Genomic DNA, 26,787 nt, shown 5'->3' on the forward strand with positions numbered 1-26,787 from the left:
GGGTGTTTTATAGTGTTTTTAAAATCATTTTTTGGTTACCCATTAGGTTACCCAATAGGTTACCCATTGAATTTTAAAGCTTTTTTAAAGTGGTTTTAAACTGGGTTTAAAGGTTCTTTAAAATTATGATTTTTAACATTAAAAACCCTTTGAAATAAGCTGTTTTAAGCCGTTTTTATGCTGCAATAGAAGTATAGCGTCGTTTTGGTTGTTATTCAGCCAGCAAACGGTAGCATAACGTCTACAAACGGAAGTAAATGGAATTTTAGTTTATCGCACAAAAAAAGCGTTCATACTCGTGAACGCTTGAAAAATAAGACCTTTTTCGACCTTTTTATATTATTAAGAATGGTATTATGGTTTTTGTGCCCTTAGAGCCATTTATCGCCCCGGTCAAAAAATGTATTACAAAGGGATTCTAATTCAAATCATAGACAATGTAAAAAGTGTAGTTCCTAACGTAAGTGTTCACGTTGAAATTAGTGACACAAAGAGAAACACTTTAAAAGAATTTAATGTTCAAACTAATGAATACGGTTCATTTTCAGGGGAATTTGACATTCCAAAAAACTCAATGTCAGGAGAATTTAAAATTTATATTGATGAACCTGATGATTACAAAGTTGACACCCTATATTATAACAAAAAAGAGGATAAACATAAGTTTTGGGATAATGTAGATTTTGATGGAGAACAATACGGTTTTAAAGTAGAAGAATATAAACGGCCTACTTTTGAAATGAAATTTGATGAAATTAAAGAAAATTACACGATAGGTGATTCGATAAAAATCAGCGGAAATGCAAAAGCCTTGGCAGGTAACAATTTAACCAATGCTAAAGTAGCTTTTACCGTTTCAAAAAACACAACGTCCAAAGGGGGTTATTATTCAAGTGATGATGAATTTATAATTGCTGAAACGACTACAGATGAAAATGGTAATTTTAAAATTCAATTTCCTGCTGTTGAAGAAGGAGTTTCAAATGATAGTATCACAATGATCAGATTTACTATAAAAGCAGATGTTACCGACATTCAAGGCGAAACCAGAAGTGCCGCTAAATACATAAGAGTTGGAAAAGAAATGCTTGATTTAAAAATAGTAGTAGAGAATAATTTGTTTAAAGAAGACGAAAATAAAATTGTCATCAAATCCACCACTTTAAATAATTATCCTATTGATGCAAAGGGAGAAATTAAAATATATGAAATACAACAAAAGCACTTTTTAAAGTATAGTCTTTTTGGAATTCCTGAAATTCAGACAATAAACCGAAATGAATTTGAGCAACTTTTTCCATACGAACCTTTTGACCAATCGGATTATGAAACTACAGAAGTTTTAGTGAAGACGATTTCTTTTGACACTAAAATCAGTAACGATGTTTCTTTAAATTTTTTAGAAACTTTTAATAACGGAAATTATAAAATGGTGACCGAAGCCAATGACGTAAAAAATAATCCGATTGAAATTCAAAGCAGATTTAATTTAAATTCAAAAATGTATCCAACTTCAGAAAATGAGTTATTTACATTTAAAGATATTTCGAAACCAAATACAACTTTTTTTGAAATTGAAATTCATTCCATAATTCCTGATTTATGGATTACTTCTCGATTTTATGGTGATAATTATGTGCTGGAAAATGAACAAATGATTCAATTGAAAAATGGAAAAGCAACTTTTAGGTTCAACAAAAAGTCGGATTACAAATCAGATATACATTTTCATTTTTCCACTGTTTGGGAAAATAGCACCGCTATAAAAACGCATTCAATTAAAAAAGAGACAATTGAAACTAAATTGAATTTTGAAATTGTAAGTCTGCGAAATAAAATTGACCCCGGCAGTCTTGAAAATTGGTCTTTTAAAATTAATGATCAAAAATTAGAATCCGAAGTTTTGGCTAGTATGTATGACAGTTCACTTGATCAATTTGCAACACAAAATTGGTTAGACGCTGGTTTTTATGAATACAGAAAACAGCCAAATTATCCGCATATGAATTTTTATAATAACACAAAGAAGATATTTCAAAATTTCAAAAGGGAGTTAAAATATTATGGTCAGTATAATAAAAGTCCCCAAATTAATTGGTTTGGTTTTAATTTCAATGATCCAAAAGATACTGATATTTTAAAAAAATACTTAATCAAAATTAGACCAATTGTGGAAACTCCTAAAAATGCTAACTACATTTCAGGAGTTGTATTTGAATCAGGACTTCCACTTCCTGGTGCTTCAATAATTATTGAAGGAACAAATCGTGGAACTACAACCGATTTTGATGGTCAATTTAGCATCGAAGCAGTAAAAGGAGAAATTTTAGCCATTTATTATGTTGGAATGAAATCAGAACTCATTAAAATCGAAAAAACAGAATTTTATGAAATTGAGCTAGAGCCAGATTCTTCTTTAGATGAAGTGGTGGTAGTTAGATATGGAACTACAACAAAAGTAGCCTATACAGGTACTGCAACAAAAAACTTGGAAATGTCAACAGTTGAAAATGATACTGCTTTTTCTCTCAGAGGAGAAATTTCCGGAGTAAATGGACAACCTGGAAGTGATGTAACAATAAAAATACGAGGCTATGGATCGATAAATGGTGACAAACAGCCTTTGTTTGTAATAGATGGTGTTCCATTTACTGAAGACATTAGTAAAATAAACCCTGCTGACATTGCAAATATGACAATTTTAAAAGATGCTGCGGCAACTTCTATTTACGGCTCACGCGGTAACAATGGCGTAATAGTCATCACTACTAAAAATGCTTTAAGGGAGCTTGCTCAGGTAAAAACCCGAACAAATTTCAACGAAACAGCCTTCTTTTATCCGCATCTGAAAACAGATTCTGATGGAAAATTTAGTTTCAATTTTACGAATCCTGAATCATTAACAAGTTGGAAATTGCGTTTATATGGTCATAATAAAAAAGCAGAATCAGGCTATTTTGAATCTACTATAATTTCGCAAAAAGATGTGATGGTTCAAACTAATATGCCACGATTTGTGCGTGAAAAAGATACAATTTCAATTTCTGCAAAAATGGTGAATATGACAAATGAAACTAAATCCGGAATTGCAATGTTAATACTATTTGATGCAACAAATATGAAAGCAATCGATAGCATCACATTAAATACAAATAACACACGAAATTTCGATTGCAAACCCAAAGAAAGTGTTCCGGTAACTTGGAAAGTTACAATTCCTGAGGGGTTGCAAGGTTTACAGTATAAAATTGTAGCAAAATCTGGTAATTTTTCGGATGGTGAAGAAAATATTCTTCCAGTTTTAAGCAATAAAATTCTAATTACCGAAAGCATTCCGATTTGGGTGAAAGGAAATTCTAAAAAGGAATATGTTTTTGAAAATCTGAAAAACAACTCATCCAGCACATTAAAAAACCATCAATTTACGTTGGAATATACTTCCAATCCAACTTGGTTGGCTTTGCAATCACTTCCTTATTTGATGGAATTTCAACATGAATGTGCTGAGCAGACATTTTCTCGCTATTATGGCAATTTCATAGCCACAGAAATCATTAACAATAATCCCAAAATTGAGGCTTTATTTGAATCATGGAGAAAGAATCCAACATCATTATCAAAATTAAATCAAAATGAAAAACTGAAATCGATTGTATTAAACGAAACACCTTGGCTTTTGGATGCAGAAAATGAAGAATTGAAAAACAAACGTTTGGCTTTGCTAATGGATTTAAATACGATGAAAGAATCTCAAGAAAGCACATTTAAAAAGTTAGAAGAAAAACAATTGTCTTCTGGTTCATTTTCGTGGTTTGATGGTGGTGAAGAAAATATGTTCATCACACAGCACATCGTCGCAGGATTTGGACATTTAGGAAAGTTATTCCCTGAGAGCTATTCAAAATTTGAAAAGATAACATCTAAAGCGATTCCTCATCTTGACAATAATTTCATCAAAAACAGCACTTTAAAAAATGAACGTATTAATTATTACACCTATTCAAATTTACATTATTTGTATGCCCGAAGTTTTTATATTGAAAAAATCCCCGTTTCAAAGAAAATTGACTCAATTATATCCATTCAAAAAATAGAATTCAAAGCGAATTGGTCGCAATATTCTCTATACAAAAAAGCACTTTTGGCTTTAACGATGCATCGTTTTGGAGACAAAAATTTTGCTGAAAAAATCATTACAAATCTAAAAGAAACGGTTGCAAGAAATGATGATTTTGGTATGCATTGGGTTGAAAATAAAAACGGATATTATTGGTATCAATCGGCAATTGAAACACAAGCTTTACTAATTGAAGCTTTTGCTGAAATTGAAAAAGATAAAAAATACGTTGATGAAATGAAAGTTTGGTTACTCAAACAAAAGCAATTGCAAAATTGGCCAACTACCAAAGCCACTACAGAGGCGGTTTATGCTTTATTGTTACAAGGAAGCGATTGGACAAACATTAAAGATAACACCAAATTTAAAATTGGCGACGAAAAAGTTTTGACCAAAAAATTATCCGAAAAAGAAAAAGAAGCCGAAACCGGATACATAAAAATAAATTGGAATTCGGATGAAATTACTAAAGAAATGGGTTCTATTTTAGTTGAAAACAAATCGTCTGTAGCTGGATTTGGCGGCTTATATTGGCAATATTTTGAGAATTTAGAAAAGATCAAATCAGACAGTACCGCAGTTTTATCCATTACTAAAAATTTATATAAAAAAGTAAAATCTTCTGATGGAAATAAATTAGTTGAATTGAACAAAGAAACATTAAAACCAGGTGATTTAATTACCATTCGTTTAATTATAAAAACTGAAAACGATTTAGAATTTGTTCATTTAAAAGATTTAAGAGCTTCTAGTTTTGAACCTGTTGATGTGATTTCGAAATATGAGTGGAAAGATGGTTTAAGTTTTTACAGAAGTACAAAAGATGTTGCAACACACTTTTTCTTCGATACAATTAAGAAAGGGACTTATATTTTAGAATATGATGTTCGCATCAATCATTCCGGTAGTTTTGTTGACGGAATTTCAACTTTGCAAAGTATGTATGCTCCCGAATTTTCTGCTCATTCCATAAGTAAAAAAGTAAAAATAGAATAATCTTAAATTCAATAATAAAAAAAATCTGCTCCATTGCTGAAGCAGATTTTTTAATTGAATTAATAATAAACCTTATTTAACGATGGTTAACTCGTCAATAATATGTTTTGCTCCGGCATATTTTTCGATAATGAATAATACGAAACGGATATCTACGTTGATTGTTCTTTGCAATTTGTCGTCAAAAATAACGTCTCCTGCCATTGCTTCGATGTTTCCGTCAAATGCTAATCCGATTAATTCTCCTTTTCCATTCAATACAGGTGAACCTGAATTTCCTCCTGTAATATCATTATCCGAAAGGAAATTTACCGGTAAATAACCTGCTTTATCAGCATATTGACCGAAATCTTTTTTGTCATACAAATCAATTAAGGGTTTTGATAAATCAAACTCAGCATCACCTGCTTTGTGTTTTTTTACCATTCCTTGCAGAGTTGTATAATTGTTGATTTTTGCATCATTTCTTTTGTCAGCAGGCAATGAACGAACTTTTCCGTAAGACAAACGCAAGGTAGAGTTAGCATCCGGATATAAAATCGGGCTTAATTTTGATTCTTGTAAACCAGCTACTAATTTTCTGAAACCAATTTGGTATTTTTCTTCTGCAGCTTTTAACTCGTCTGATTTTTTGTTGTAATGGTCTAATAAATCGGAAGACAATTTATACAATGGATCGTTATTGATTAATTCTACATTCGGGATTTCTAAAAATGCTAATAAACGTTCTTTTGAAGTAAATAAACTTAAATCAATTGCGTTTGAAGCATAGCTTGACAAATCAGTTTTATTTGCTACTAATTCTGCAACGCTTGGAGCCAACGCATAACTCTTACCCTTTTCTGCATAAAGAGCTAATTGACCTGCCATTACGTCTTTTTCAACTGGTAAATAAACGGTTTCAAATGTTCCTTCAATCATTTCTACTAAACGAGGTTTCATTTGGATTCTTTGAGCGGCATCTGCTTTGGCATAATTTGTAAGTTGCGTTCCTAAACGACCAGGTAAAACTCCAAAAGCAGAACCACGTAAGAAAGTCATCAAATAATTATCGTGTTTTGCTTTTTCATTTGTTAAAGCATAATAAGCATTGATGTCTTTTATAACTGTTCCGTATTTTTCTTTGTTTGCTTTACTATTTGCCCATTTATCAAATTTCTTTTCAACTTTTCTTTTAGAGTCAGCTGTTTTAAATTGAGAAAGAGCATCAATCATTCCTTGTCTATTCTTCCAATAATTGGCAATTTGAGCGTATTTTGAGGCATATTGTAAACGAACTGCATCGTCTTTATCCATATGCGTTTTCATTTTGTCCATCGACATTTTTGAACCTTCAACCCAAGCTGGATATGCATATTTTACGTTTTGTTCAATTCCTTCAGCCGGCATCCAACGGTTTGTGCGACCTGGATATCCTAAAATCATTGCAAAATCATTTTCCTGAACACCTTTTAAACTGATTGGTAAATGGTGTTTAGGTTTTAATGGAACATTGTTTTCTGAATAAGCAGCAGGATTTCCGTTTGCATCAGCGTAAACTCTGAACAATGAAAAATCACCTGTATGACGTGGCCATTCCCAGTTGTCTGTATCACCACCAAATTTTCCGATACTTTCGGTTGGAGTTCCTACTAAACGAACGTCGGTATAATCTTCATAAACAAAATAGTAATATTCATTTCCTTGAAAAAACGGACGAACAGAAACAGTATATTTACCGCCACCATCATTTTCTTTCTGAATTTTTGCTGTTTCCTTGTTGATTGCCGCTTCACGTTCTGCTTCGGTCATTTTATCATTTACAACACCTAAAATTCTTTTGGTTACATCGTCCATACGAACGAAGAAACGCACAAATAAACTTTTTGGTTTTAATTCGGCTTTGCGGTTTTGAGCCCAAAATCCGTCACGTAAATAGTTGCTTTCCGGAGATGATAATTCAGCAATAGCATCATATCCACAGTGGTGATTGGTTAAAACCAAACCATCCTTTGAAATCATTTCTGCTGTACAACCTCCATTAAATTGAACAATTGCATCTTTTAAACTGGAATTGTTAACACTATAAATTTCTTCCGCAGTTAATTGCAATCCCATTTTTTGCATATCCCGCTGATTTAGCCGTTGAATATGCATCAAAAACCACATACCTTCGTTAGCAAAAACGCTTGCCGGAGCAAAAGCGATTAATGCCACAAAACTTAAAATAATTTTTTTCATTTTTTGATTAATTTTTAATGTTTGCGAATATACTTTTTTTTGTGTTTTCACACTTGCTTTTTGACTTAAAAACTACAACGTTATCGTATTTTTTAACTTAATTTTTAGAATTCCACAAAAAAAGCATCCGATTAGGGATGCTTTTGTAAGAAATATATAATTTTTAAATTATTCCTCGTTCAACATTTTCCACAACATATCTTTCAGCTCCTGTAAACCTTGTTGTGCAACAGAAGATATAAAATGATATTTCACTCCTTTGAACTCTTTTTTCATTTGTTTTTCAAGTTCCGATTTAAGTTCTTCATCCAACATATCGCATTTGGAAATAACTAAAATTCGGTCTTTATCCAGCATTTCAGGATTGTATCTTCTAAGTTCATCCAACAAAATTTCGTATTCTTTTTTGATGTCTGCAGCATCGGCTGGAACTAAAAATAATAAAATTGAATTTCGTTCGATATGTCGTAAAAAGTAATGTCCGAGTCCTTTTCCTTCTGCAGCACCTTCGATAATTCCGGGAATATCAGCCATCACAAAGGATTGAAAATCTCTGTACGAAACAATTCCTAAATTAGGTTTTAATGTTGTGAAAGGATAATCAGCAATTTTTGGTTTAGCTGAAGTCATCACCGAAAGTAACGTTGATTTTCCTGCGTTTGGAAAACCTACTAACCCAACATCTGCCAAAACTTTTAATTCTAACGTGACATCTACTTCTTCCACAGGCATTCCGGGTTGAGCATAACGTGGTGTTTGATTGGTTGACGAACGGAAATTCCAGTTTCCTAATCCGCCTTTTCCACCTTTAGCAATGATTTTTACTTCATCGTGCTCAGTAATTTCAAATAGAATTTCACCAGTTTCTTGATCGCGAACAACTGTTCCCAAAGGAACTTCAACAAATTTATCTTCGCCGTCATGACCTGTGCTTCTTGAGCTTCCGCCATCACCTCCGTGTCCGGCACGAATATGTTTTACAAATTTTAAATGAAAAAGTGTCCAAAGACTTTTGTTTCCTTTTAAATAAACGTGACCACCTCGACCACCATCCCCACCATCGGGACCACCTTTTTCAATGAATTTTTCACGGTGAAGATGCGAAGAACCCTTTCCTCCTTTTCCGGATGATACATATATTTTTACGTAGTCTACAAAATTTCCCTCTGTCATAATTTTATTTTCTGTTGTCGGTTGTCAGTTATCTGAAAATAAGTTAAATCAACTGCTTACTAATAACTGCCAACTGAAAACTAATTCTTTATTCTTTTAAGTTATTGATTAGGATTTTATCAATTTTAACGCCATCCATATCAATTACTTCAAATTCTAGTTTGTTCCAAATTAATTTTTGTCCTTGTTTTGGAATATTTCCTAATTCGGTGATGATAAATCCGCTTACAGTTGTTACATCATAATCGTTAATATGCTCATCCATATCGAAATAAGTCAAAAAGTCGTGAAGAGAATAATGTCCGTCAACTAACCAACTTCCGTCTTCACGAGCGACCAATTTAAACTCTTCTTCATAAAAATCAGAAGCATCTCCAACCAACGCCTCCAAAATATCATTCAAGGTTATTATACCCTGAAAAACTCCGTGTTCATCAACAATCAAAGCATAATGAACTCTCGATTTTTTAAAAATTTCAAGAGCTTTATACGCAGATGTATGCTCGATAAAATAAACTGGTTCTTTAATAATAGATTTTAAATCAAATTGTCCTTTTTCAAAACTTGAAAATAAATCTTTCAACAAAACGATTCCTTCAATTTCATCTAAATTTTCTGTACAAACCGGGTAAAAAGAGTGTAATTCTTCTAACATTTTAGACTTTAACTCTTCGGTAGACTCATCCAAAGAAAGATAAATAACTGAAGATCGGTGCGTCATCAACGAGTTAACTTTTCGATCACCAATATGAAAAACACGCTCCACAATATCTTGTTCAATTTCTTGAACTTCACCTACTTCTGTACCTTCTTTGATGATAGCTTTGATTTCTTCTTCTGTTACTTTTCCATCAGCAGTTGGTTTAATTCTAAATAAATCTAAAATAAATTCAGTTGAAATAGTCAAAAGCCAAATGAATGGAGCTGTTATTTTTGAAACAATTTTCATCGGAACAGCCACTGCTTTTGCAATTGCTTCCGGATAATTTAAACCGATTCTTTTTGGAACCAATTCTCCTAAAACGAGTGAAAAGAAGGTCAAAACAACGACAACAATTCCCACCGCGATAGAATCTGCATACGGTTTTAAAATTTCAAAGCCAGCTACAAACGTTTTTACATCGGTTGTAATTTTATCACCGGAATAAATACCTGTCAAAATACCGATTAAGGTAATTCCTATTTGAACGGTTGACAAAAATTTGTTGGGAGAATTTGCCAAATCCAATGCTACTTTTGCAGCAGGATGTCCTTTTTTAGCGGCAGTTTCTAAACGACTTTTTCTAGCCGAAATCAAAGCGATTTCCGACATTGAAAAAACACCATTCAATAAAATTAAAAATAAAATTATTAAAATTTCCATATGTATTTTTTAGCAAAAAAAGAGCAACATTTCCGATGAACCGGATGAAGCTCCTTTTAATTTTGCAAATATCTAAAAAAATCAGCACTAATTTGCCAATTTTTAGATAAATAAGTATTTATTTCAAATTATCGAATACAAAATTCAATCGTTCGTTTACTTCTGTAATTGAACCTATTCCGTCTACCGCATGAAATTTACCTTGTTGGTTGTAATATTCCATCAACGGAGCGGTTTTTTCATTGTATTCTTGGTAACGATTTCTAATTTTTTCTTCGTCTTGATCGTCTGCTCTTCCGGAAGTTATTCCTCTTTTTAATAAGCGTTGTACCAAAATTTCATCATCAGCCTCCAATGCAACTGTAGCTGTAATTTCTTGATTTTTAGAAGCTAAAAAAGCATCCAAAGCTTCAGCTTGAGCAATTGTTCTCGGAAAACCATCAAATAAAAATCCGGCAGAATCAGGATTATTACCCACTTCACTTTGCAACATTTGAATGGTCACTTCATCAGGAACTAAATCGCCTTTGTCCATAAAAGTTTTGGCTAATTTCCCTAAATCGGTGTCGTTTTTAATATTGAATCGAAAAATATCTCCGGTAGACAAGTGTGTCAAATTGTATTTTTCTTTTAAAAATTCAGCTTGTGTGCCTTTTCCTGCACCCGGTTTTCCGAAAAGAACGATGTTAATCATTTTAAAATGGATTGTTGGATTGTTAGATTATTAGATTTTTGGATAGTTAGATTTTATTCTGCTAGTTGATAAACGTCGGGTAAATTTCTACCCAATCCATCATAATCTAGACCGTAGCCTACGATAAATTTGTTTGGGATTCGGATTCCGACATAATCAATTTTGATGTCTTTTTTGTATGCATCAGGTTTTAAAAATAAAGTGGCAATTTTTAGATGTTTTACATTTTGATCTTTAAAAATTGCTTTTAATTCTTCAATTGTGTTTCCGGTATCGATGATATCTTCAACAATGACAACCGTTCTTCCTTCCAAATTTTGGTTTAAACCGATCAATTGTTTTACTTCGTTGGTGGTTTGGGTTCCTTCATAGGAAGTCATTTTTACAAAACTCACTTCACACATTCCACGATATTCTTTCATTAAATCGGACAAAACCATAAAAGCTCCGTTTAAAACACCAATAAAAACAGGCACTTCATCAAAAAAATCGTCATCCATTTGCTTGGCTAAATTCTTAATTGCAAAATTCAATTCTTCCGAAGAAATAAAAGGCACAAATGCTTTGTCGTGAAGGTGTATCATGTTATGATTTTTAATAAAGTGCAAATTTAAGGAAGTCTTCAGTATTACGAAGTAAGAATTCAGACTTTTTTGTAAAATTGGTATATTTACAGCATGAATTCAATAATGTATCAAAAAGTAGAAGGAAGCACCGCTCACGTAAAAAGCCGAGTGATGGTGAGTAATTTTGCCATGAAAAGTGAAGAAAATTTGAAAGAATTGATTTCGATTGCTTTTGATATTTCACACGAATTGCACGTCAAAGCCTTTTGGAGTTTGGATTTAGTGGGTGAAAAAAAGTTAAAATTACTTGTTCCGTACATTGATGAATTTTGTGAAGTTTTACCTAAAATTAAAAATGATTCTTCGTTGCGACCTGCCACTAGAATTGCAATGTTTTTGACTAAAAGCAATCATCGGAAAAACGGAATCAACTTAACTAAAGAGCAAGAACACATTCTGATTGAAGCATTGATTGACCGATTAATTCAAGACGAAAAAGTAGCTTCAAAAGCCTACGCAATGAAAGCTTTATTTGTTTTAGGAAAAAAATACGATTGGATTTATGAGGAATTAAAACCGATTTTAAGTCAGGATTATTCAAATCATTCTGCGGGTTATAAGGCGGCAGCGAGGAATATTTTGAAACGACTGAAATAACTTTTCAATCAATAAATTGTTACTTATCTTTGCCAAACAACAACACAACACAATGAACTATTTTTCATCCGATTTTAAATTAGGAATTTTGGGAGGAGGTCAATTAGGCAAAATGCTTTTGGCTGAAAATCGTAAATTTGATATACAAACTTATATTTTAGACCCGAGTAAAGATGCACCATGCCAATTTGGAGCTCATTATTTTGAAATTGGTAACCTTTTAGATTTTGATACCGTATATAATTTTGGGAAGAAAGTGGATGTTTTAACCATTGAAATTGAAAATGTCAATTTAGATGCGTTAGATAAATTAGAAGCGGAAGGAAAAAAAGTATTTCCATCTCCCAAAACACTACGAAACATTCAAAGTAAAATCACACAGAAAAATTTGTATGTTCGCAATCACATTCCAACGGCGAATGCCAAAACGTTTGATAATAAAAAGGAATTAGTAATTGAAATTATTCAAGGAACTATTATTTTTCCTTGCGTTTGGAAACAAGACCGATTTGGCTACGATGGCTATGGTGTGAAAATCTTAAAATCGGAAAAAGATATTGAAGCTTTACCCGAAACACCTTGTCTTATTGAAGAGTTGATTCCGTTTAAAAATGAATTGGCAGTAATTGTCGCTCGTTCCGTTTCCGGTGAAGTAAAAACTTATCCGGTGGTGGAAATGGAATTTCATCCGGAAGCCAATCAAGTGGAATATGTGATTTGTCCGGCTCGAATTGACGAAAAAGTAGCTCAAAAAGCTAAAGAAATAGCGTTGAAAGTTTCCGAATCATTTAATCACGTTGGTTTATTGGCAGTGGAAATGTTTCAAACCGAAAATGATGAAATTTTAGTCAACGAAGTAGCTCCACGACCCCACAATTCTGGACATTATAGCATTGAAGCTAGTTATACTTCGCAATTTGAAAATCATCTACGTGCCATTTTAGATTTACCTTTAGGAAATACAGCTAGTAAAGTTGCCGGAATTATGGTAAATTTGGTGGGTGAAGAAGGTTTCTCCGGTCAAGTGATTTATGAAAATATCGAAAAAATCATGGCTATTGATGGAGTAACGCCTCATATTTATGGTAAAAGAGAAACACGTCCTTTCCGAAAAATGGGTCACGTAACGATTGTGAATGAAGATATGGTGGAAGCGAGAAGAATTGCGGAGGAAGTGAAGAATAGTATTAGAGTGATCAGTGGGCAGTCGCAGTAATCAGTCACAGTTCGCAGCATAAAACTAATTAACTTGAAACATTAAACTTGAAACAAAAACCAATGAGCAAAGTAGCCATCATAATGGGCAGTATATCCGACATGCCGGTCATGCAAGAAGCCATCGACATCTTAAAAGGATTTGATATAGAAACCGAAGTCGATATTGTTTCGGCACACCGAACACCGGAAAAATTGTTTGATTTTAGTAAAAATGCTCACATGCGTGGCATTTCTGTCATTATTGCCGGAGCCGGTGGTGCAGCACATTTACCGGGAATGGTTGCTTCGATGTCGCCGTTGCCTGTGATTGGCGTTCCTGTGAGATCAAGCAATTCAATTGATGGTTGGGATTCAGTTTTGTCGATTTTACAAATGCCGGGTGGAGTTCCGGTAGCGACTGTAGCGTTGAACGGAGCTAAAAATGCCGGAATTTTAGCCGCACAAATTATTGGAAGTCACGATAAATGTGTGTTGGATAAAATTATTTTTTATAAAGAAAGTTTGAAAGAAGCGGTTTTAAAAGCTTCGGAAGGATTGAAAAAGTAAAACTTAAATAAAAAACGGATAAGTCTCAACTTATCCGTTTTTTTTATTCTAATCAAAAAAGAAAAATCTATTCCTCCTCAATTTCTTCTTCAAAAACAATATCCGCTTGGTATTCGCCTTGCACAAAATCGGATTTAGAAAGCCAATATTCTGAAGTGATTAATTTGTATTGGTTTGAACCTAACGATTCCAATTCCCACACAATATCATTGGCTTCCGGAAAAGGTTTACTTCCTGAAAGTTGTTCTGGAAATAAACGTTTTAACAACGCACTTTTGTCTAAACCTTGAGCTATAATTTTCAAGATTTGTTCTTTACCTAGTTCGCTTTTATCACCTTCATTATCAGCGATAATCTCACAGTTTAAAATCGTAGCCGTTGCATTGGGAAATTTTCCGTTGTAAGCTAGATACAATAATTGGTTGATGTGAAATAACGGTTCGTGCAAATCAATTTCGGGATATTCTTCACAAACTTTATCCAAAAGCATATCGTTTGAAATTTGCTGAATCTGACCTTCGTTTAATTCATCGCTTAATTTATAAGTCAATAAAATAAACGCCGCATCGGTTGGTTCTTCATCGGTGATGGCCATTTTCAAATATTCCAAAAGGTTCTCTTTTGCAATCGTTTCAGGGTCCGGAAAATTAAATAATTCCAATAATTTTAAATAATCTTGTTCGTTCCAATATTCCGGAATTTCATTTACATTCAAAATGCTATTAATCGTGACGTTGTATTTCATTTTTTAAATTCAATTAATTGAAAAGATAGTGAAATTTAATGAGTAAAGCTAATTATTCAAAAATAAACCTCAATTCTTCGATTGATAAAACGTATCGAAATCCGTACTTTTGAAAAAATAAAAAATTGAATTTATGTTAACCGAAGTATTTCAAACCAAACACAACACCGCTCCTTTTTCGCAAATAAAATTAGAAAATTATAAATCTGCTTTTGAAGAAACTATTGCAAAAGCAAAGACTGAAATTGATGAAATCATTAACAATACTGAAGTTCCAACTTTTGAAAATACGATCGAAGCATTGGATTTTTCAGGTGAAGCGTTAGATCGATTATCGTCAATATTTTTTAATTTGAATTCAGCTGAAACGAGTGATGAAATGCAAAAAATCGCTCAAGAAGTTTCACCATTATTGACTGCTTTCAGCAATGATATTTCGTTGAATGAAGAGTTATTTAAACGTGTAAAAGCCGTTTATGATCAAAAAGATAAATTGACTTTAACAACCGAACAAACAACTTTATTAGATAAAAAATTCAAAGGTTTTTCTCGAAATGGAGCATTACTTTCGGAAGAAGACAAATTGAAATTACGAGAAATTGACACCGAATTAGCCAAATTAAAATTAACGTATGGCGAAAATGTTTTAGCCGAAACCAACAATTATCAATTGCAAATTACCAACGAAGCTGATTTAAAAGGTTTACCCGATGGAACAAAAGAAATGGCGGCAAGTTTAGCCAAATCGAAAGGATTGGATGGTTGGGTTTTTACATTGGATTTTCCGAGTTATTTGCCGTTTGTGACGTATGTTGAAAACCGTGAATTACGAAAAGAAATAGCCATTGCTGCCGGAAAAAAAGCCTTTCAAAATAATGAATTTGACAATAAAGAGAATGTCAAACGAATTGTAGAATTGCGTCATAAACGTGCAAATTTATTGGGTTATGAATCGCACTCTCATTTTGTGTTGGAAGAACGAATGGCTCAAAATCCGGAAAAAGTGAAATCGTTTTTGAATGATTTGTTGGAAAAAGCAAAACCTGCTGCTCAAAAAGAATTTGCGGATTTAACCGCTTTTGCGAAAGAAATTGATGGAATCGATCAGTTAGAAAAATGGGACGGTGCTTTTTATTCGGAAAAATTAAAACAGAAATTATTTAGTTTGGATGATGAATTGTTGAAACCGTATTTCAAATTGGAAAATGTATTGAACGGAGCTTTTACGATTGCTGAGAAATTATTCGGAATTAAGTTTAAAGAAGTTTTTGATATTGATAAATACCACGAAGATGTGCAAACTTTTGAAGTGTTGGATTTTCAAGATGAATTGGTTGCCATTTTTTATGCCGATTTTTTTCCGAGAAAAGGAAAACGAAATGGTGCTTGGATGACTTCTTTCAAACCACAATATATAAAAAACGGCGTGAACGAAAGACCGCACGTTTCGATTGTTTGTAATTTTACTCCACCGACGGAAACCAAACCTTCACTGCTAACCTTTAACGAAGTGACGACTTTGTTTCACGAATTTGGTCACGCATTGCACGGTATGTTGGCGAACACGACGTATCCGAGTTTGTCGGGAACATCGGTGTATTGGGATTTTGTGGAATTGCCAAGTCAAGTGATGGAAAACTGGTGCTACGAACCTGAAGCGTTGGCTTTGTTTGCAAAGCATTACTTAACCGGCGAAGTGATTCCGCAGCAGTATGTGGAAAAAATTAAGGAAAGTGCGAGTTTTTTAGAAGGAATGGCGACGATGCGTCAGTTGAGTTTTGGACTGTTGGACATTGCTTATCACGCCAAAGTACAAACTATTGAAGATGTAAAAGCATTTGAAAAAGCTGCTTTTGAAGGAACTTCTTTATATCCTGATGTGGAAGAAAATTGTATGAGTACGTCGTTTTCGCATATTTTTCAAGGTGGCTATTCGTCAGGTTATTACAGTTATAAATGGGCGGAAGTGTTAGATGCCGATGCGTTTGCTTATTTTCAAGAAAAAGGAATTTTTAATCACGAAGTGGCCACAAAATTCAAAGACAACGTTCTATCAAAAGGTGGAACTGAATTGCCGATGGAATTGTACAAAAAGTTTAGAGGTCAGGAACCGAAAGTAGAGGCGTTGTTGAAGAGAGCGGGGTTGGTTTAGATTTTCGATTTTAGCTCTTCCCTGCGTTAAGGATTGAAGTGGAAAGCCCACAGCAAAAAAATGCCAATTTTCTTAAGCAAAAAAAGCGACCAACGGAAGCTCTTTTTGGTTTATAGAAAATGGCATTTTTTGCGAGGACTTGTAACGGAAAGCCTGACCTGTAGCTTGCGGAAGGGAACGCCCAAATTAAAATTTTGAACAAACTTTCATTTTTTTTTGAAAGTTTAAAAACTTTTATATATCTTTGTCTCATGGAATTCAAAGAAGCAAAAAATAAATTCGTTCAAACCTGGGGAGCTTTAGGTTCGCAATGGGGAATTAACAAAACCATGGCTCAGATTCATGCGTTGTTGATGGTTTCTCACGAACCGATTTCGATGGAAGACATTATGGATGAATTGCAAATTTCTCGCGGAAATGCTTCGATGAATTTGAGAGCTTTGATGGATTGGGGAATTGTGTACAAAGAATACAAAGCCGGCGAACGCAAAGAGTTTTTTACTGCCGAAAAAGATTTAGATGAATTGGCCGTGAAAATTTCGAGAGAACGTAGCAAACGAGAAATTAAGCCTGCTTTGAAAGTCTTGAAAGAAGTTTCGGCAATTGAATCGGACGGAACCGCCGCTGAAAAACATTTTGTGGATCAAACTTCTAAATTGTATGATTTTGTGTTGAAAGCGGATAATGTTTTGGATAAAATCACTGAATACAAAGACAATTGGTTGGCAAAATTGGTTGTGAAAATAATGAAATAAATTTTTTTAATAATAACTTTCATTTTTTTCTGAAAGTTTAAAATAATAGATAAGGTGAAATATTTAAAAATTTTAAATACAGTAGCAATTGGGATACCAATAGCACTAGCTATTCTTGGAATATTTGATGAAGGAATGTTGATGTTTGCCTTAGTTTCAACAATGACAACAGGATTTATTCAAGTTGTATTAGGAATTATTCTTTTGATAAAAAATCTGGAAAATTGGTATTTCATTAATTATATTTTAATTGTCATATTATTTTTTGGGCTTTGGTATTTCAATATAAATATATTTTACAGTGAGATTTTGACCTACATTCTATTTCCAATTCCCTTACTATTAACAATTTATCTATCTGTACTAATTTATAAAAGAAAAGAAATATGAACCTCAACATCCTCTCCTACTCAATTTACCTTACCATAACCGCCATCATCATTTTTGTTGTGGGACAAATTTTGTACAAAAACGGCAATGTGTTTGTTTCACAATTAGTTCCCAATCACGAAGAGCTATGCAAAAAAGTAAATAAAAATTTATTGTTGGGTTATTATTTACTGAATCTCGGTTATTGTGCAATTACGATTTTGAGTTGGGAGAAAATCGAAACTGCGAATCAGTTAATTGGAATCATCGCCTACAAAACATCAATTATCCTTTTTATCATCGGAATTCTGCATTACCTCAACATTTTTATGATTACAAATTACATTAAAAAATTAATCAATTAATATTTAAATTATGGAAACTACAAAAACACTTCTCGCCTACGCAATCTATCTTCCGGTTGCAATTGCATTAACTATTTATGTTTCAAAAACGTTGTTTAAAAACAGTTTGATTTATATGACCGACATATTTAAAGGTCGTGAAGAAATTGCCAAAGCCACCAACAAATTATTTGAAACAGGTTTTTATTTACTCAACATCGGATTTGCTTTAAAAATTATGGAAATGAGTTTATACAACAATTCATATCAAGTTATGATTGAAGAATTGACCAGCAAAATTGGTGGATTTTCAATTTATTTGGGAATTATGCTTTTCATTAATTTGTATTTATTTTTCAGAGGAAAAAGAAAAGCGAGTCAGCCACAAGTAGAAGAACGAATTGTTTTTAGAGGATAAACTAAGACACCTGACAGGTTTTTGAAACCTGTCAGGTGTAAAAAAATCAAAAAAATGACTACAATCATTATTACCACCAAAATAAAATCTCCAATCAAAACTGTTTTTAATTTAGCCAGAAACATCGATATTCATCAACTTTCTGCTGCAAAATCAAATGAAAAAGCGATAGATGGAAAAACTTCAGGTTTGATTGAATTAAACGAAACCGTTACTTGGAGCGGAAGACATTTTGGGTTACAACTTTTGCATAAAAGCCGAATTACACATTTTACATTTCCTTCTTATTTTGTGGATGAAATGGAAGAAGGTCATTTTAAATCATTTAAACACGAACATTTTTTTCAAGTTGAAAATGAGTTTACAGTTATGATTGATCGATTAGAATATGAAACACCTTATGCCGTTTTAGGTTTAATATTTGATAAAATTATTTTGAAAAAATATTTGACGAATTTCATCAAAACAAGAAATAAAATTTTAAAGAATTTAGCGGAGAATCAGCAATAAAACTAACCACAAAATCGGCACACTTTCCACCCAAAAAGAGGTATAATACTTATCTCTTTTGAAAGTAGTAAATCCGATAAAAAGTGCTGTTATAATAGCAATTATGAATGTTGAAATTTCAAAATTTTGTTTAAAAAAATCCAACAAAACAAAAGGAAATAAAAGAACAATTCCGAACACTTTAGTTTTAAAAATTCCAAATCGTTGTGGTAGCGTTTTCATCGTTTCATCATCGGTTTGGCTGTCTAAAATTTCAAACGGAATCATCAAACTAAAAATGATTAAAAACCGTTGAAGAAGAATAATTTTTTCGTTTTCGTAAAATATATTTTCCTGAAAAATCGGTGCATAAACCGTAATTGCTGTCACACAAAAACTGACTAAAAACAATTTCCAAAAACCAAATTTTCGCAGAAATGGGTAAAATGCAACCAACAGTCCTATTTTGATGAAATAAATTTGGATTGAATTATTTAATTGTAAAAAATAAAAAAGTGTGGCAATTGCAGAAAGAAATGTCAATCCAACTAAATAGCGATTTTTATTTAAATCGAAATTTCCTTTTTGAAAAGCTTCAAAATATTTTAAAAAATTATAACCTACAATTGTTGCGAAAAAAATGGTCAATTCTAAAGTCACATTGTTTGAAAGTTGAAGTGAAATTTCAGTTATTCTTACCAAAGCAAAAACCGCAACCGCAATATGTAACGAAGATTGAATATAAAAATCGAGTATGTTTTTGAGAAATTTCAAATTAAAAAGGATAATTTTTCTGCAAGAAACAGCTTTTTACTGAAAATCCATAAAAAAAGGAGCTTGAATGAACAAACTCCTTTTCAACTTATATTTTTAAAAATTTATTTTTTTATAATTTTAAAATTTTGAATTTTACCTTCGGTTTCTAATTGTAATAAATAAGTTCCGGTTGGTAATTCAGGCATCACTAATTCAGATGAATCTAAAATTCCATTTCGTATTAATTTTCCATTTAAAGAATACAAAGTATAATTTACTCTTCCAAAAGAATGAATTACATTTATACTACTCTCAAATGGGTTTGGATAAAGTATAAAACCTGATTTTAAAGTATCATCGATTGATAAGGGCTCAATCACTTCAATCGACAACACAAAACTTGTGCTTCCGCCAGAATTTGTTGCAGTTACTGTGTAATTTGTTGCTGAAGAAAGTTCAGTCGGAGTTCCGGAAATAATTCCAGTTGTTTCATCAAAGCTTAATCCGTTTGGTAACGTTGGTTCGATGGAATAGTCTAAAACTTCTCCACCTGAAATCGTTGGAACTAAATTTATAATCGTTTCATTAATTGTATAAATATTTGGTGTAGAATACGATAATGAAGAAGGTGCCACATCAATCACTTCAATCGACAACACAAAACTCGTGCTTCCGCCAGAATTTGTTGCAGTTACTGTGTAATTTGTTGCTGAAGAAAGTTCAGTTGGAGTTCCGGAAATAATTCCGGTTGTTTCATCAAAACTTAATCCGTTTGGTAAACTTGGTTCGATGGAATAGTCTAAAACTGCTCCACCGGAAATTGTTGGAACTAAATTTACAATCGCTTCATTAATTGTATAAACATTTGGTGTAGAATAGATTAATGAAGAAGGTGCGACATCAATCACTTCAATTGACAAAATAAAACTTGTGCTTCCGCCTGAATTTGTTGCGGTAATTGTATACTCTGTTGAAGTTGAAAGTTCAGTTGGAGTTCCGGAAATAATTCCGGTTGTTTCATCAAAGCTTAATCCGTTTGGTAAACTTGGTTCGATGGAATATTCCAAAACTACTCCACCTGAAATGGTTGGAACTAAATTTGAAATTGTTTCATCAACCGTAAAAATATTCGGAGTTGAATATAATAATGAAGAAGGTGCGACATCAATCACTTCAATCGACAACACAAAACTCGTGCTTCCGCCAGAATTTATTGCGGTAACTGTATAATTTGTTGCGGATGAAAGTTCTGTTGGCATTCCGGAAATAATTCCGGTTGATTCATCAAAACTTAATCCGTTTGGTAAACTTGGTTCGATGGAATAGTCTAAAACTGCTCCACCTGAAATGGTTGGAACTAAATTAGAAATCGTTTCGTCAACCGTAAAAATATTCGGAGTTGAATAAGTCAAACTTGTTGGAGCCACATCAATCACTTCAATCGACAGTACAAAACTCGTGCTTCCGCCTGAATTGGTTGCGGTTACTGTGTAATTGGTTGCAGATAAAAGTTCGGTCGGTGTTCCGGAAATAATTCCGGTTGATTCATCAAAACTTAATCCGTTTGGTAACGTTGGTTCGATGGAATAATTTAAAACTGCTCCACCTGAAATGGTTGGAACTAAATTTACAATCGCTTCATTAATTATATAAACATTTGGTGTAGAATAGATTAATGAAGATGGTGCGACATCAATCACTTCAATTGACAACACAAAACTCGTACTTCCCCCTGAATTGGTTGCAGTTACTGTGTAATTGGTTGCGGATGAAAGCTCGGTTGGAATTCCTGAAATAATTCCTGTTGATTCATCAAAACTTAATCCGTTTGGTAAAGTTGGTTCGATGGAATAATTTAAAACTGCTCCACCTGAAATGGTTGGAACTAAATTTGAAATCGCTTCGTTAATTGCATAAATATTCGGTGTGGAATACGATAATGATGCCGGTGCGACATCAATCACTTCAATTGACAAAATAAAACTTGTGCTTCCTCCGGAATTTGTTGCGGTAATTGTATAATCTGTTGCAGATAAAAGTTCAGTTGGTGTTCCGGAAATAGTTCCGGTTGATGCATCAAAACTTAATCCATTTGGCAAAGTTGGTTCGATGGAATAGTCCAAAACTGCTCCACCGGAAATTGTTGGAGCTAAATTTACAATCGCTTCATTAATTGTATAAACATTTGGTGTAGAATACGTCAAAGCCGACGGTGCAACATCAATCACTTCAATTGACAAAATAAAACTTGTGCTTCCTCCGGAATTTGTTGCGGTAATTGTATAATCTGTTGCAGATGAAAGTTCAGTTGGTGTTCCGGAAATAGTTCCGGTTGATGCATCAAAACTTAATCCATTTGGCAAAGTTGGTTCGATGGAATAGTCCAAAACTTCTCCACCGGAAATTGTTGGAACTAAATTTACAATCGCTTCATTAATTGTATAAACATTTGGTGTAGAATACGTCAAAGCCGACGGTGCAACATCAATCACTTCAATTGACAAAATAAAACTTGTGCTTCCTCCGGAATTTGTTGCGGTAATTGTATAATCTGTTGCAGATGAAAGTTCAGTTGGTGTTCCTGAAATAATTCCGGTTGATTCATCAAAACTTAATCCATTTGATAATGTTGGTTCGATGGAATAATTTAAAACTGCTCCACCTGAAATGGTTGGAATTAAATTAGAAATCATTTCATCAACCGTGAAAATGTTTGGAGTGGAATACGTTAAAGCCGATGGTGCGACATCAATAACTTCAATCGATAAAACAAAACTCGTAGTTCCGCCTGAATTGATTGCAGTTACTGTGTAATTGGTTGCGGATGAAAGTTCTGTTGGTATTCCGGAAATAATTCCGGTTGATTCATCAAAACTTAATCCGTTTGGTAACGTTGGTTCGATGGAATAGTCTAAAACTGCTCCACCTGAAATCGTTGGCACTAAATTTATAATCGTTTCATTAATTGTATAAATATTCAGTGTGGAATACGTTAAAGCCGATGGTGCAACATCAATCACTTCAATCCACAACTCAAAACTCGTGCTTCCGCCTGAATTTGTTGCTGTAATTGTATAATCTGTTGCAGATAAAAGTTCAGTCGGAGTTCCGGAAATAATTCCCGTTGTTTCATCAAAACTTAATCCGTTTGGTAAAGTTGGTTCGATGGAATAATTTAAAACTGCTCCGCCTAAAATCGTTGGAACTAAATTTACAATCGCTTCATTAATTGTATAAACATTTGGTGTGGAATATGTCAAAGCCGATGGTGCAACATCAATCACTTCAATCGACAACACAAAACTCGTACTTCCGCCTGAATTTGTTGCGGTAACTGTATAATCTGTTGAAGATGAAAGTTCGGTCGGAGTTCCGGAAATAATTCCTGTTGTTTGATCAAAACTTAATCCGTTTGGCAAAGTTGGTTCGATGGAATAGTCTAAAACTGCTCCGCCTGAAATCGTTGGAACTAAATTTACAATCGCTTCATTAATTGTATAAACATTTGGTGTAGAATACGATAATGAAGATGGTGCAACATCAATCACTTCAATCGACAATACAAAACTCGTGCTTCCGCCTGAATTTGTTGCTGTAATTGTATAATCTGTTGCAGATAAAAGTTCAGTCGGAGTTCCGGAAATAATTCCCGTTGTTTCATCAAAACTTAATCCGTTTGGCAAAGTTGGTTCGATGGAATAGTCTAAAACTGCTCCGCCTGAAATCGTTGGAACTAAATTTACAATCGCTTCATTAATTGTATAAACATTTGGTGTAGAATACGATAATGAAGATGGTGCAACATCAATCACTTCAATCGACAATACAAAACTCGTGCTTCCGCCTGAATTTGTTGCTGTAATTGTATAATCTGTTGCAGATAAAAGTTCAGTCGGAGTTCCGGAAATAATTCCCGTTGTTTCATCAAAACTTAATCCGTTTGGTAAAGTTGGTTCAATGGAATAACTATTCGCCACAGCTGTAACTGTAGGAATTAAAGGTGATATTTCGGTGCCAATTGTAAACACATTTGGTGTTGGGTATTGCAACGGTAATTGAACTCCTTTTACAGAAAAATTATTAAATGTAACTCGGTCACCATTGTCAATCGTCATATTTGGACCAGTGAATCGCAATCTGACTTTAAAATTTGGATTATTTATTGAACCTGAAATAGAAGAAAAATCAACTTCAAACAATTCAAAATCGGATGAAAGTGGCAAAGAAGTTTCGGTTAAACCGGATGTTATCCAAACCGGATCGCCTTCAGAAATTGAATAATCTACTACAATGGCATCGGCAGCATTTTCATCTTTAGCAGCAAATCCGAAAATAATATCTTTATATCCTTCCGTAGAAAAATTAAACAGCATTGCATTTTCTAAACCTTCATTTTGAAAAGGTTGCTTGATTTGCAATCCACGCATATTTGAAGCTCCAAAAGCTAAATTATTATTGGCTTCCGGAATATAATTTATCGCTGTCGGACTATTTCGTCGTTCCATCGATGCTTTTCTCCAATTGGGATGAGCATTGTTAAACGGATAGCCTTCCAAACACGATTGAAAATCTAAAACACCTTCAGTTAAAACTTCAAATGTTGAATTAATCGAAAGAATCGGAGCATCATTTGGCAAGGCGGAATTCATCATCCAAAAATAAATTGGCTCAGTTTCTTCAATTGAAAATCCTTCAGGAATAAATACGGCAGTTACTGAAAAACTGTCTGCTGAATCAATTATAATTTCCTCTTCTATACTAGTTGAAGCTCCCTCCCAATGACTAAAAACATATCCTGAATTAGCAATTGCTTTTAATTTTACCGGAATATTGGAGTAATAAATTCCCGTCCAAGGATAAGGATTTTCAGAAATTCCGGGAACTGTTGGTAAAATCTCAATGGTATTCACTTTAACAAAACCATGCTCATCATTTGAAACATCGACAGTAACATCAATATTGTTTGCAATTTCAAATTTATCACGAATGTGACCACGTTGAATTTCGGGTCTATCGTTTGCAAAAAGTTTTAATTTATCAATAAAATAATTCCAACTATAATTGCTTGGGGTTTTCCATCTTTCATATTGGCGTGGCATTTCCGGTGCGATAACCGTTTTCATTTCATCAATTCGAGTCAGAATTCTATCCGTTTCAAAATAAGTATTCATCACATCTGCAAAACGGCTGATAAATTCATATTTGAACTCATCATTCTCCAATAATTTTCTGAGTAACAACGTGGACCAATCCGGATTTGGCCAGTTTGTACCACCTGCAGCTGTTGCATTTTCAAGGGAATTGATAGAAATACTTCCGCCACTTAATCCAAATGTTGAATCCATGTCGTGAATTGCCCAACGCCATCTTCCGTCTGAACCGTATGGTGCAGTTGGTTCATATTGAGTTGTTTTTTTTCGCCAATAAATGATGTTATTTCCTGGCCAATCGACATTTTGAAAGAAAATATTGGATATAAAATAATCTTGAAAATTATCTGTATCCATTTGGGTTTTGATGTAGTTGTAATTTTCTTCAGTAGCCAAAGAATTATTTTCAACATAATCAATCATTTGTAAATAATGTACATTATCACCTTCTTCTTCAATGGCGTCATTTTCTAAGACATCAATTTCATCTTCATCAATATTATAAACTCGTTTAAAAAATTTATCATCATATTTTTCACGGAAACTTAAAATTCCGTAAAACTCTCCGTTTATAAATGTAATAGTCGGTTGATAAGCCTCTGTTTGAACTCGTAAGCCTTTTATTAATTCATGGTTTAAAGGATCTCTGAAATTGGTATGATAAAAATCACCACTTGAATTTTTTAAGGAAAGTCGCGTAAAACTATCATCTGTTAAATCGGAGAAAAAAGCATAATCCATGTCATTATCGCCATATTCTGTTTTGGCATAAAAGTTAAAGGATTTGCTTGGATAAACTCTCGAGTAATTTCCTCGAATACGAATACCTATATTTTGATTGATGACTTCATTTCCATTAACAAAATAACTAAAATTTGCTTCTCTTTCTGATGAAGCTCCTTTACGAGCAAAATTTCCAATTTCCCAATCGGGCACTTGATTAGGATTATTGGTTCTCCAAGTATCAAAATCTTTTCCGGCTACATAAATCCCGTCGTTGTATTCAAACAATTTATCTTCATCAATGCTCAATGAAACAACCGGCAATGAAAATTGATTATTACCTTGAGGGGTGATAAAATAATTTCTGGTTACAACATCACTTGCCATTGCACCCGGTTTAATCACTTTTGCACGAACAACCGTGCTTTTAAAAATCGGCACATCCGGAAGATAAGGAGCCACAAAATCATATGTGGAAGAAATCATCGAAATTTTGTTTGGCAGCGGAGAACGATCAATAATACTAATGGGATTTGTGTAAGTTAATGTTTCAAATGAATTATTTAAAAACGGCCCAAACGCTTGTCCGGGTAATTTTGGATATTGATTTTTGTAACTATACGTTGTTCCTAATAAATTATTTTCATCCGGTTCAGAACCATCAACTGTATATAAAATAGTTACATCTTCATCTTCGGACGAAATGGTTAAATCGAAACTAGTGGTAAAAAATCCTGAATTCTGAGAAAATTGAGGCGAACTTAGTGTTTCAGTATAACCGGTTCCAACATTTTCTGCTTCGGGAGTTGGTGTTTGAAAAAACACAAAACCTCCCGTTCCATTAGGAGAACGACCGAAAGATATATTCGCTAACATTGGAGTTGGTGGTGCAAAATCAACTACAATTCCTTCCGTATTGGTCAATGAAATTGTTTCCCCATCGGCACTAATTGCAAAATTGGTATGCAAAGGCTGTCCTGGTGTTGTTCTGTTTTTATTAGAACACCAGATTATCAAGTAGCTTCCTGGATTTATGGTTACTGAAGGAAAGACCCATTTAAATAAAATGGTTGAATTATCAGTCAATCCATAGCCTTCTAAATTGATTGGATTTGGAGTAGCATTATACAATTCTACCCAATCTTGATAACTGTCGTCTTCATCTGTGTTTACTGATGAATTACTGGCTAAGACCTCATTTATAACCAAATTTTGACCCGAAACATCTTGAGAAAAGACAATAAGAATCATAGCGGCTAACAGCTGCATAATGTTTTTCATGTGCATAAAATTAAAGGGTGGAATTGTATTCAAATTTAACTTTTTTTTAATGTAC

18 protein-coding genes are annotated in these 26,787 nt (G+C 33.4%); 10 read left to right on the forward strand and 8 right to left on the reverse strand.

The window, feature by feature from the left end; translation table 11 throughout:
• The first annotated feature begins 379 nt into the window (after positions 1–379).
• A complete protein-coding gene (locus AC23MC_RS01560) occupies positions 380–5,113 on the forward strand; it encodes an alpha-2-macroglobulin family protein (protein ID WP_487566795.1) in 4,734 nt (1,577 codons plus the stop codon).
• Positions 5,114–5,185: 72 nt separating this feature from the next.
• On the opposite strand, the gene AC23MC_RS01565 is transcribed toward AC23MC_RS01560, so the two are convergent.
• The 5 genes from AC23MC_RS01565 to hpt all read right to left on the reverse strand — a co-directional run bounded on the left by AC23MC_RS01565 (position 5,186) and on the right by hpt (position 11,147).
• A complete protein-coding gene (locus AC23MC_RS01565; protein ID WP_487566675.1) occupies positions 5,186–7,333 on the reverse strand; it encodes a S46 family peptidase in 2,148 nt (715 codons plus the stop codon).
• Between the two features lie 168 nt (positions 7,334–7,501).
• Positions 7,502–8,506, reverse strand: coding sequence for a GTPase ObgE (gene obgE, locus AC23MC_RS01570; protein ID WP_487566676.1), 1,005 nt, complete (start codon positions 8,504–8,506; stop codon positions 7,502–7,504).
• Between the two features lie 88 nt (positions 8,507–8,594).
• Positions 8,595–9,818: a hemolysin family protein gene (locus AC23MC_RS01575; RefSeq protein WP_487566796.1), complete on the reverse strand. Its 1,224-nt coding sequence runs from the start codon at positions 9,816–9,818 to the stop codon at positions 8,595–8,597.
• 169 nt (positions 9,819–9,987) lie between these two features.
• Complete coding sequence (locus AC23MC_RS01580) at positions 9,988–10,563, reverse strand: adenylate kinase (RefSeq protein ID WP_487566677.1); 576 nt, start codon at positions 10,561–10,563, stop codon at positions 9,988–9,990.
• Positions 10,564–10,616: 53 nt separating this feature from the next.
• Positions 10,617–11,147 carry a hypoxanthine phosphoribosyltransferase gene (gene hpt, locus AC23MC_RS01585; protein ID WP_487566678.1) on the reverse strand — a complete coding sequence of 177 codons (531 nt, stop codon included), beginning with the start codon at positions 11,145–11,147 and terminating at the stop codon, positions 10,617–10,619.
• Between the two features lie 93 nt (positions 11,148–11,240).
• On the opposite strand from hpt, the gene AC23MC_RS01590 reads away from it, so the two are divergent.
• The 3 genes from AC23MC_RS01590 (at position 11,241) to purE (ending at position 13,550) form a co-directional block, all read left to right on the forward strand.
• Positions 11,241–11,786 (forward strand): hypothetical protein, encoded by a 546-nt coding sequence (locus AC23MC_RS01590; RefSeq protein WP_487566679.1) that lies wholly within the window; start codon positions 11,241–11,243, stop codon positions 11,784–11,786.
• A gap of 52 nt (positions 11,787–11,838) precedes the next feature.
• Positions 11,839–13,002 carry a 5-(carboxyamino)imidazole ribonucleotide synthase gene (locus AC23MC_RS01595; protein WP_487566680.1) on the forward strand — a complete coding sequence of 388 codons (1,164 nt, stop codon included), beginning with the start codon at positions 11,839–11,841 and terminating at the stop codon, positions 13,000–13,002.
• 62 nt (positions 13,003–13,064) lie between these two features.
• Positions 13,065–13,550: a 5-(carboxyamino)imidazole ribonucleotide mutase gene (gene purE / locus AC23MC_RS01600; protein WP_487566681.1), complete on the forward strand. Its 486-nt coding sequence runs from the start codon at positions 13,065–13,067 to the stop codon at positions 13,548–13,550.
• Between the two features lie 67 nt (positions 13,551–13,617).
• Here the strand turns inward: purE and AC23MC_RS01605 are convergent, their stop codons facing one another.
• Positions 13,618–14,295, reverse strand: coding sequence for a hypothetical protein (locus AC23MC_RS01605; protein ID WP_487566682.1), 678 nt, complete (start codon positions 14,293–14,295; stop codon positions 13,618–13,620).
• Positions 14,296–14,428: 133 nt separating this feature from the next.
• On the opposite strand from AC23MC_RS01605, the gene AC23MC_RS01610 reads away from it, so the two are divergent.
• From AC23MC_RS01610 to AC23MC_RS01635, 6 genes are all read left to right on the forward strand, one after another.
• On the forward strand, positions 14,429–16,447 hold the full coding sequence (locus AC23MC_RS01610) for a M3 family metallopeptidase (RefSeq protein WP_487566683.1): 2,019 nt from the start codon (positions 14,429–14,431) through the stop codon (positions 16,445–16,447).
• A gap of 251 nt (positions 16,448–16,698) precedes the next feature.
• Entirely contained in the window at positions 16,699–17,202 is a 504-nt protein-coding gene (locus tag AC23MC_RS01615; RefSeq protein ID WP_291095006.1) for a GbsR/MarR family transcriptional regulator, read from the forward strand.
• Between the two features lie 54 nt (positions 17,203–17,256).
• On the forward strand, positions 17,257–17,592 hold the full coding sequence (locus tag AC23MC_RS01620) for a hypothetical protein (protein WP_487566684.1): 336 nt from the start codon (positions 17,257–17,259) through the stop codon (positions 17,590–17,592).
• Entirely contained in the window at positions 17,589–17,936 is a 348-nt protein-coding gene (locus AC23MC_RS01625) for a hypothetical protein (RefSeq protein ID WP_487566685.1), read from the forward strand. The genes AC23MC_RS01620 and AC23MC_RS01625 overlap by 4 nt, the downstream gene beginning before the upstream one ends.
• A 10-nt stretch (positions 17,937–17,946) precedes the next feature.
• Entirely contained in the window at positions 17,947–18,333 is a 387-nt protein-coding gene (locus tag AC23MC_RS01630; protein ID WP_487566686.1) for a hypothetical protein, read from the forward strand.
• A gap of 54 nt (positions 18,334–18,387) precedes the next feature.
• Positions 18,388–18,843: an SRPBCC family protein gene (locus tag AC23MC_RS01635; protein WP_487566687.1), complete on the forward strand. Its 456-nt coding sequence runs from the start codon at positions 18,388–18,390 to the stop codon at positions 18,841–18,843.
• Here the strand turns inward: AC23MC_RS01635 and AC23MC_RS01640 are convergent.
• Complete coding sequence (locus AC23MC_RS01640; RefSeq protein ID WP_487566688.1) at positions 18,823–19,596, reverse strand: hypothetical protein; 774 nt, start codon at positions 19,594–19,596, stop codon at positions 18,823–18,825. The two genes, AC23MC_RS01635 and AC23MC_RS01640, sit on opposite strands and share 21 nt — an antisense overlap.
• A 104-nt stretch (positions 19,597–19,700) precedes the next feature.
• Positions 19,701–26,732 (reverse strand): putative Ig domain-containing protein, encoded by a 7,032-nt coding sequence (locus tag AC23MC_RS01645; protein WP_487566689.1) that lies wholly within the window; start codon positions 26,730–26,732, stop codon positions 19,701–19,703.
• Positions 26,733–26,787: the final 55 nt, after the last annotated feature.

This window comes from Flavobacterium sp. T50_26 (genome assembly GCF_057652995.1).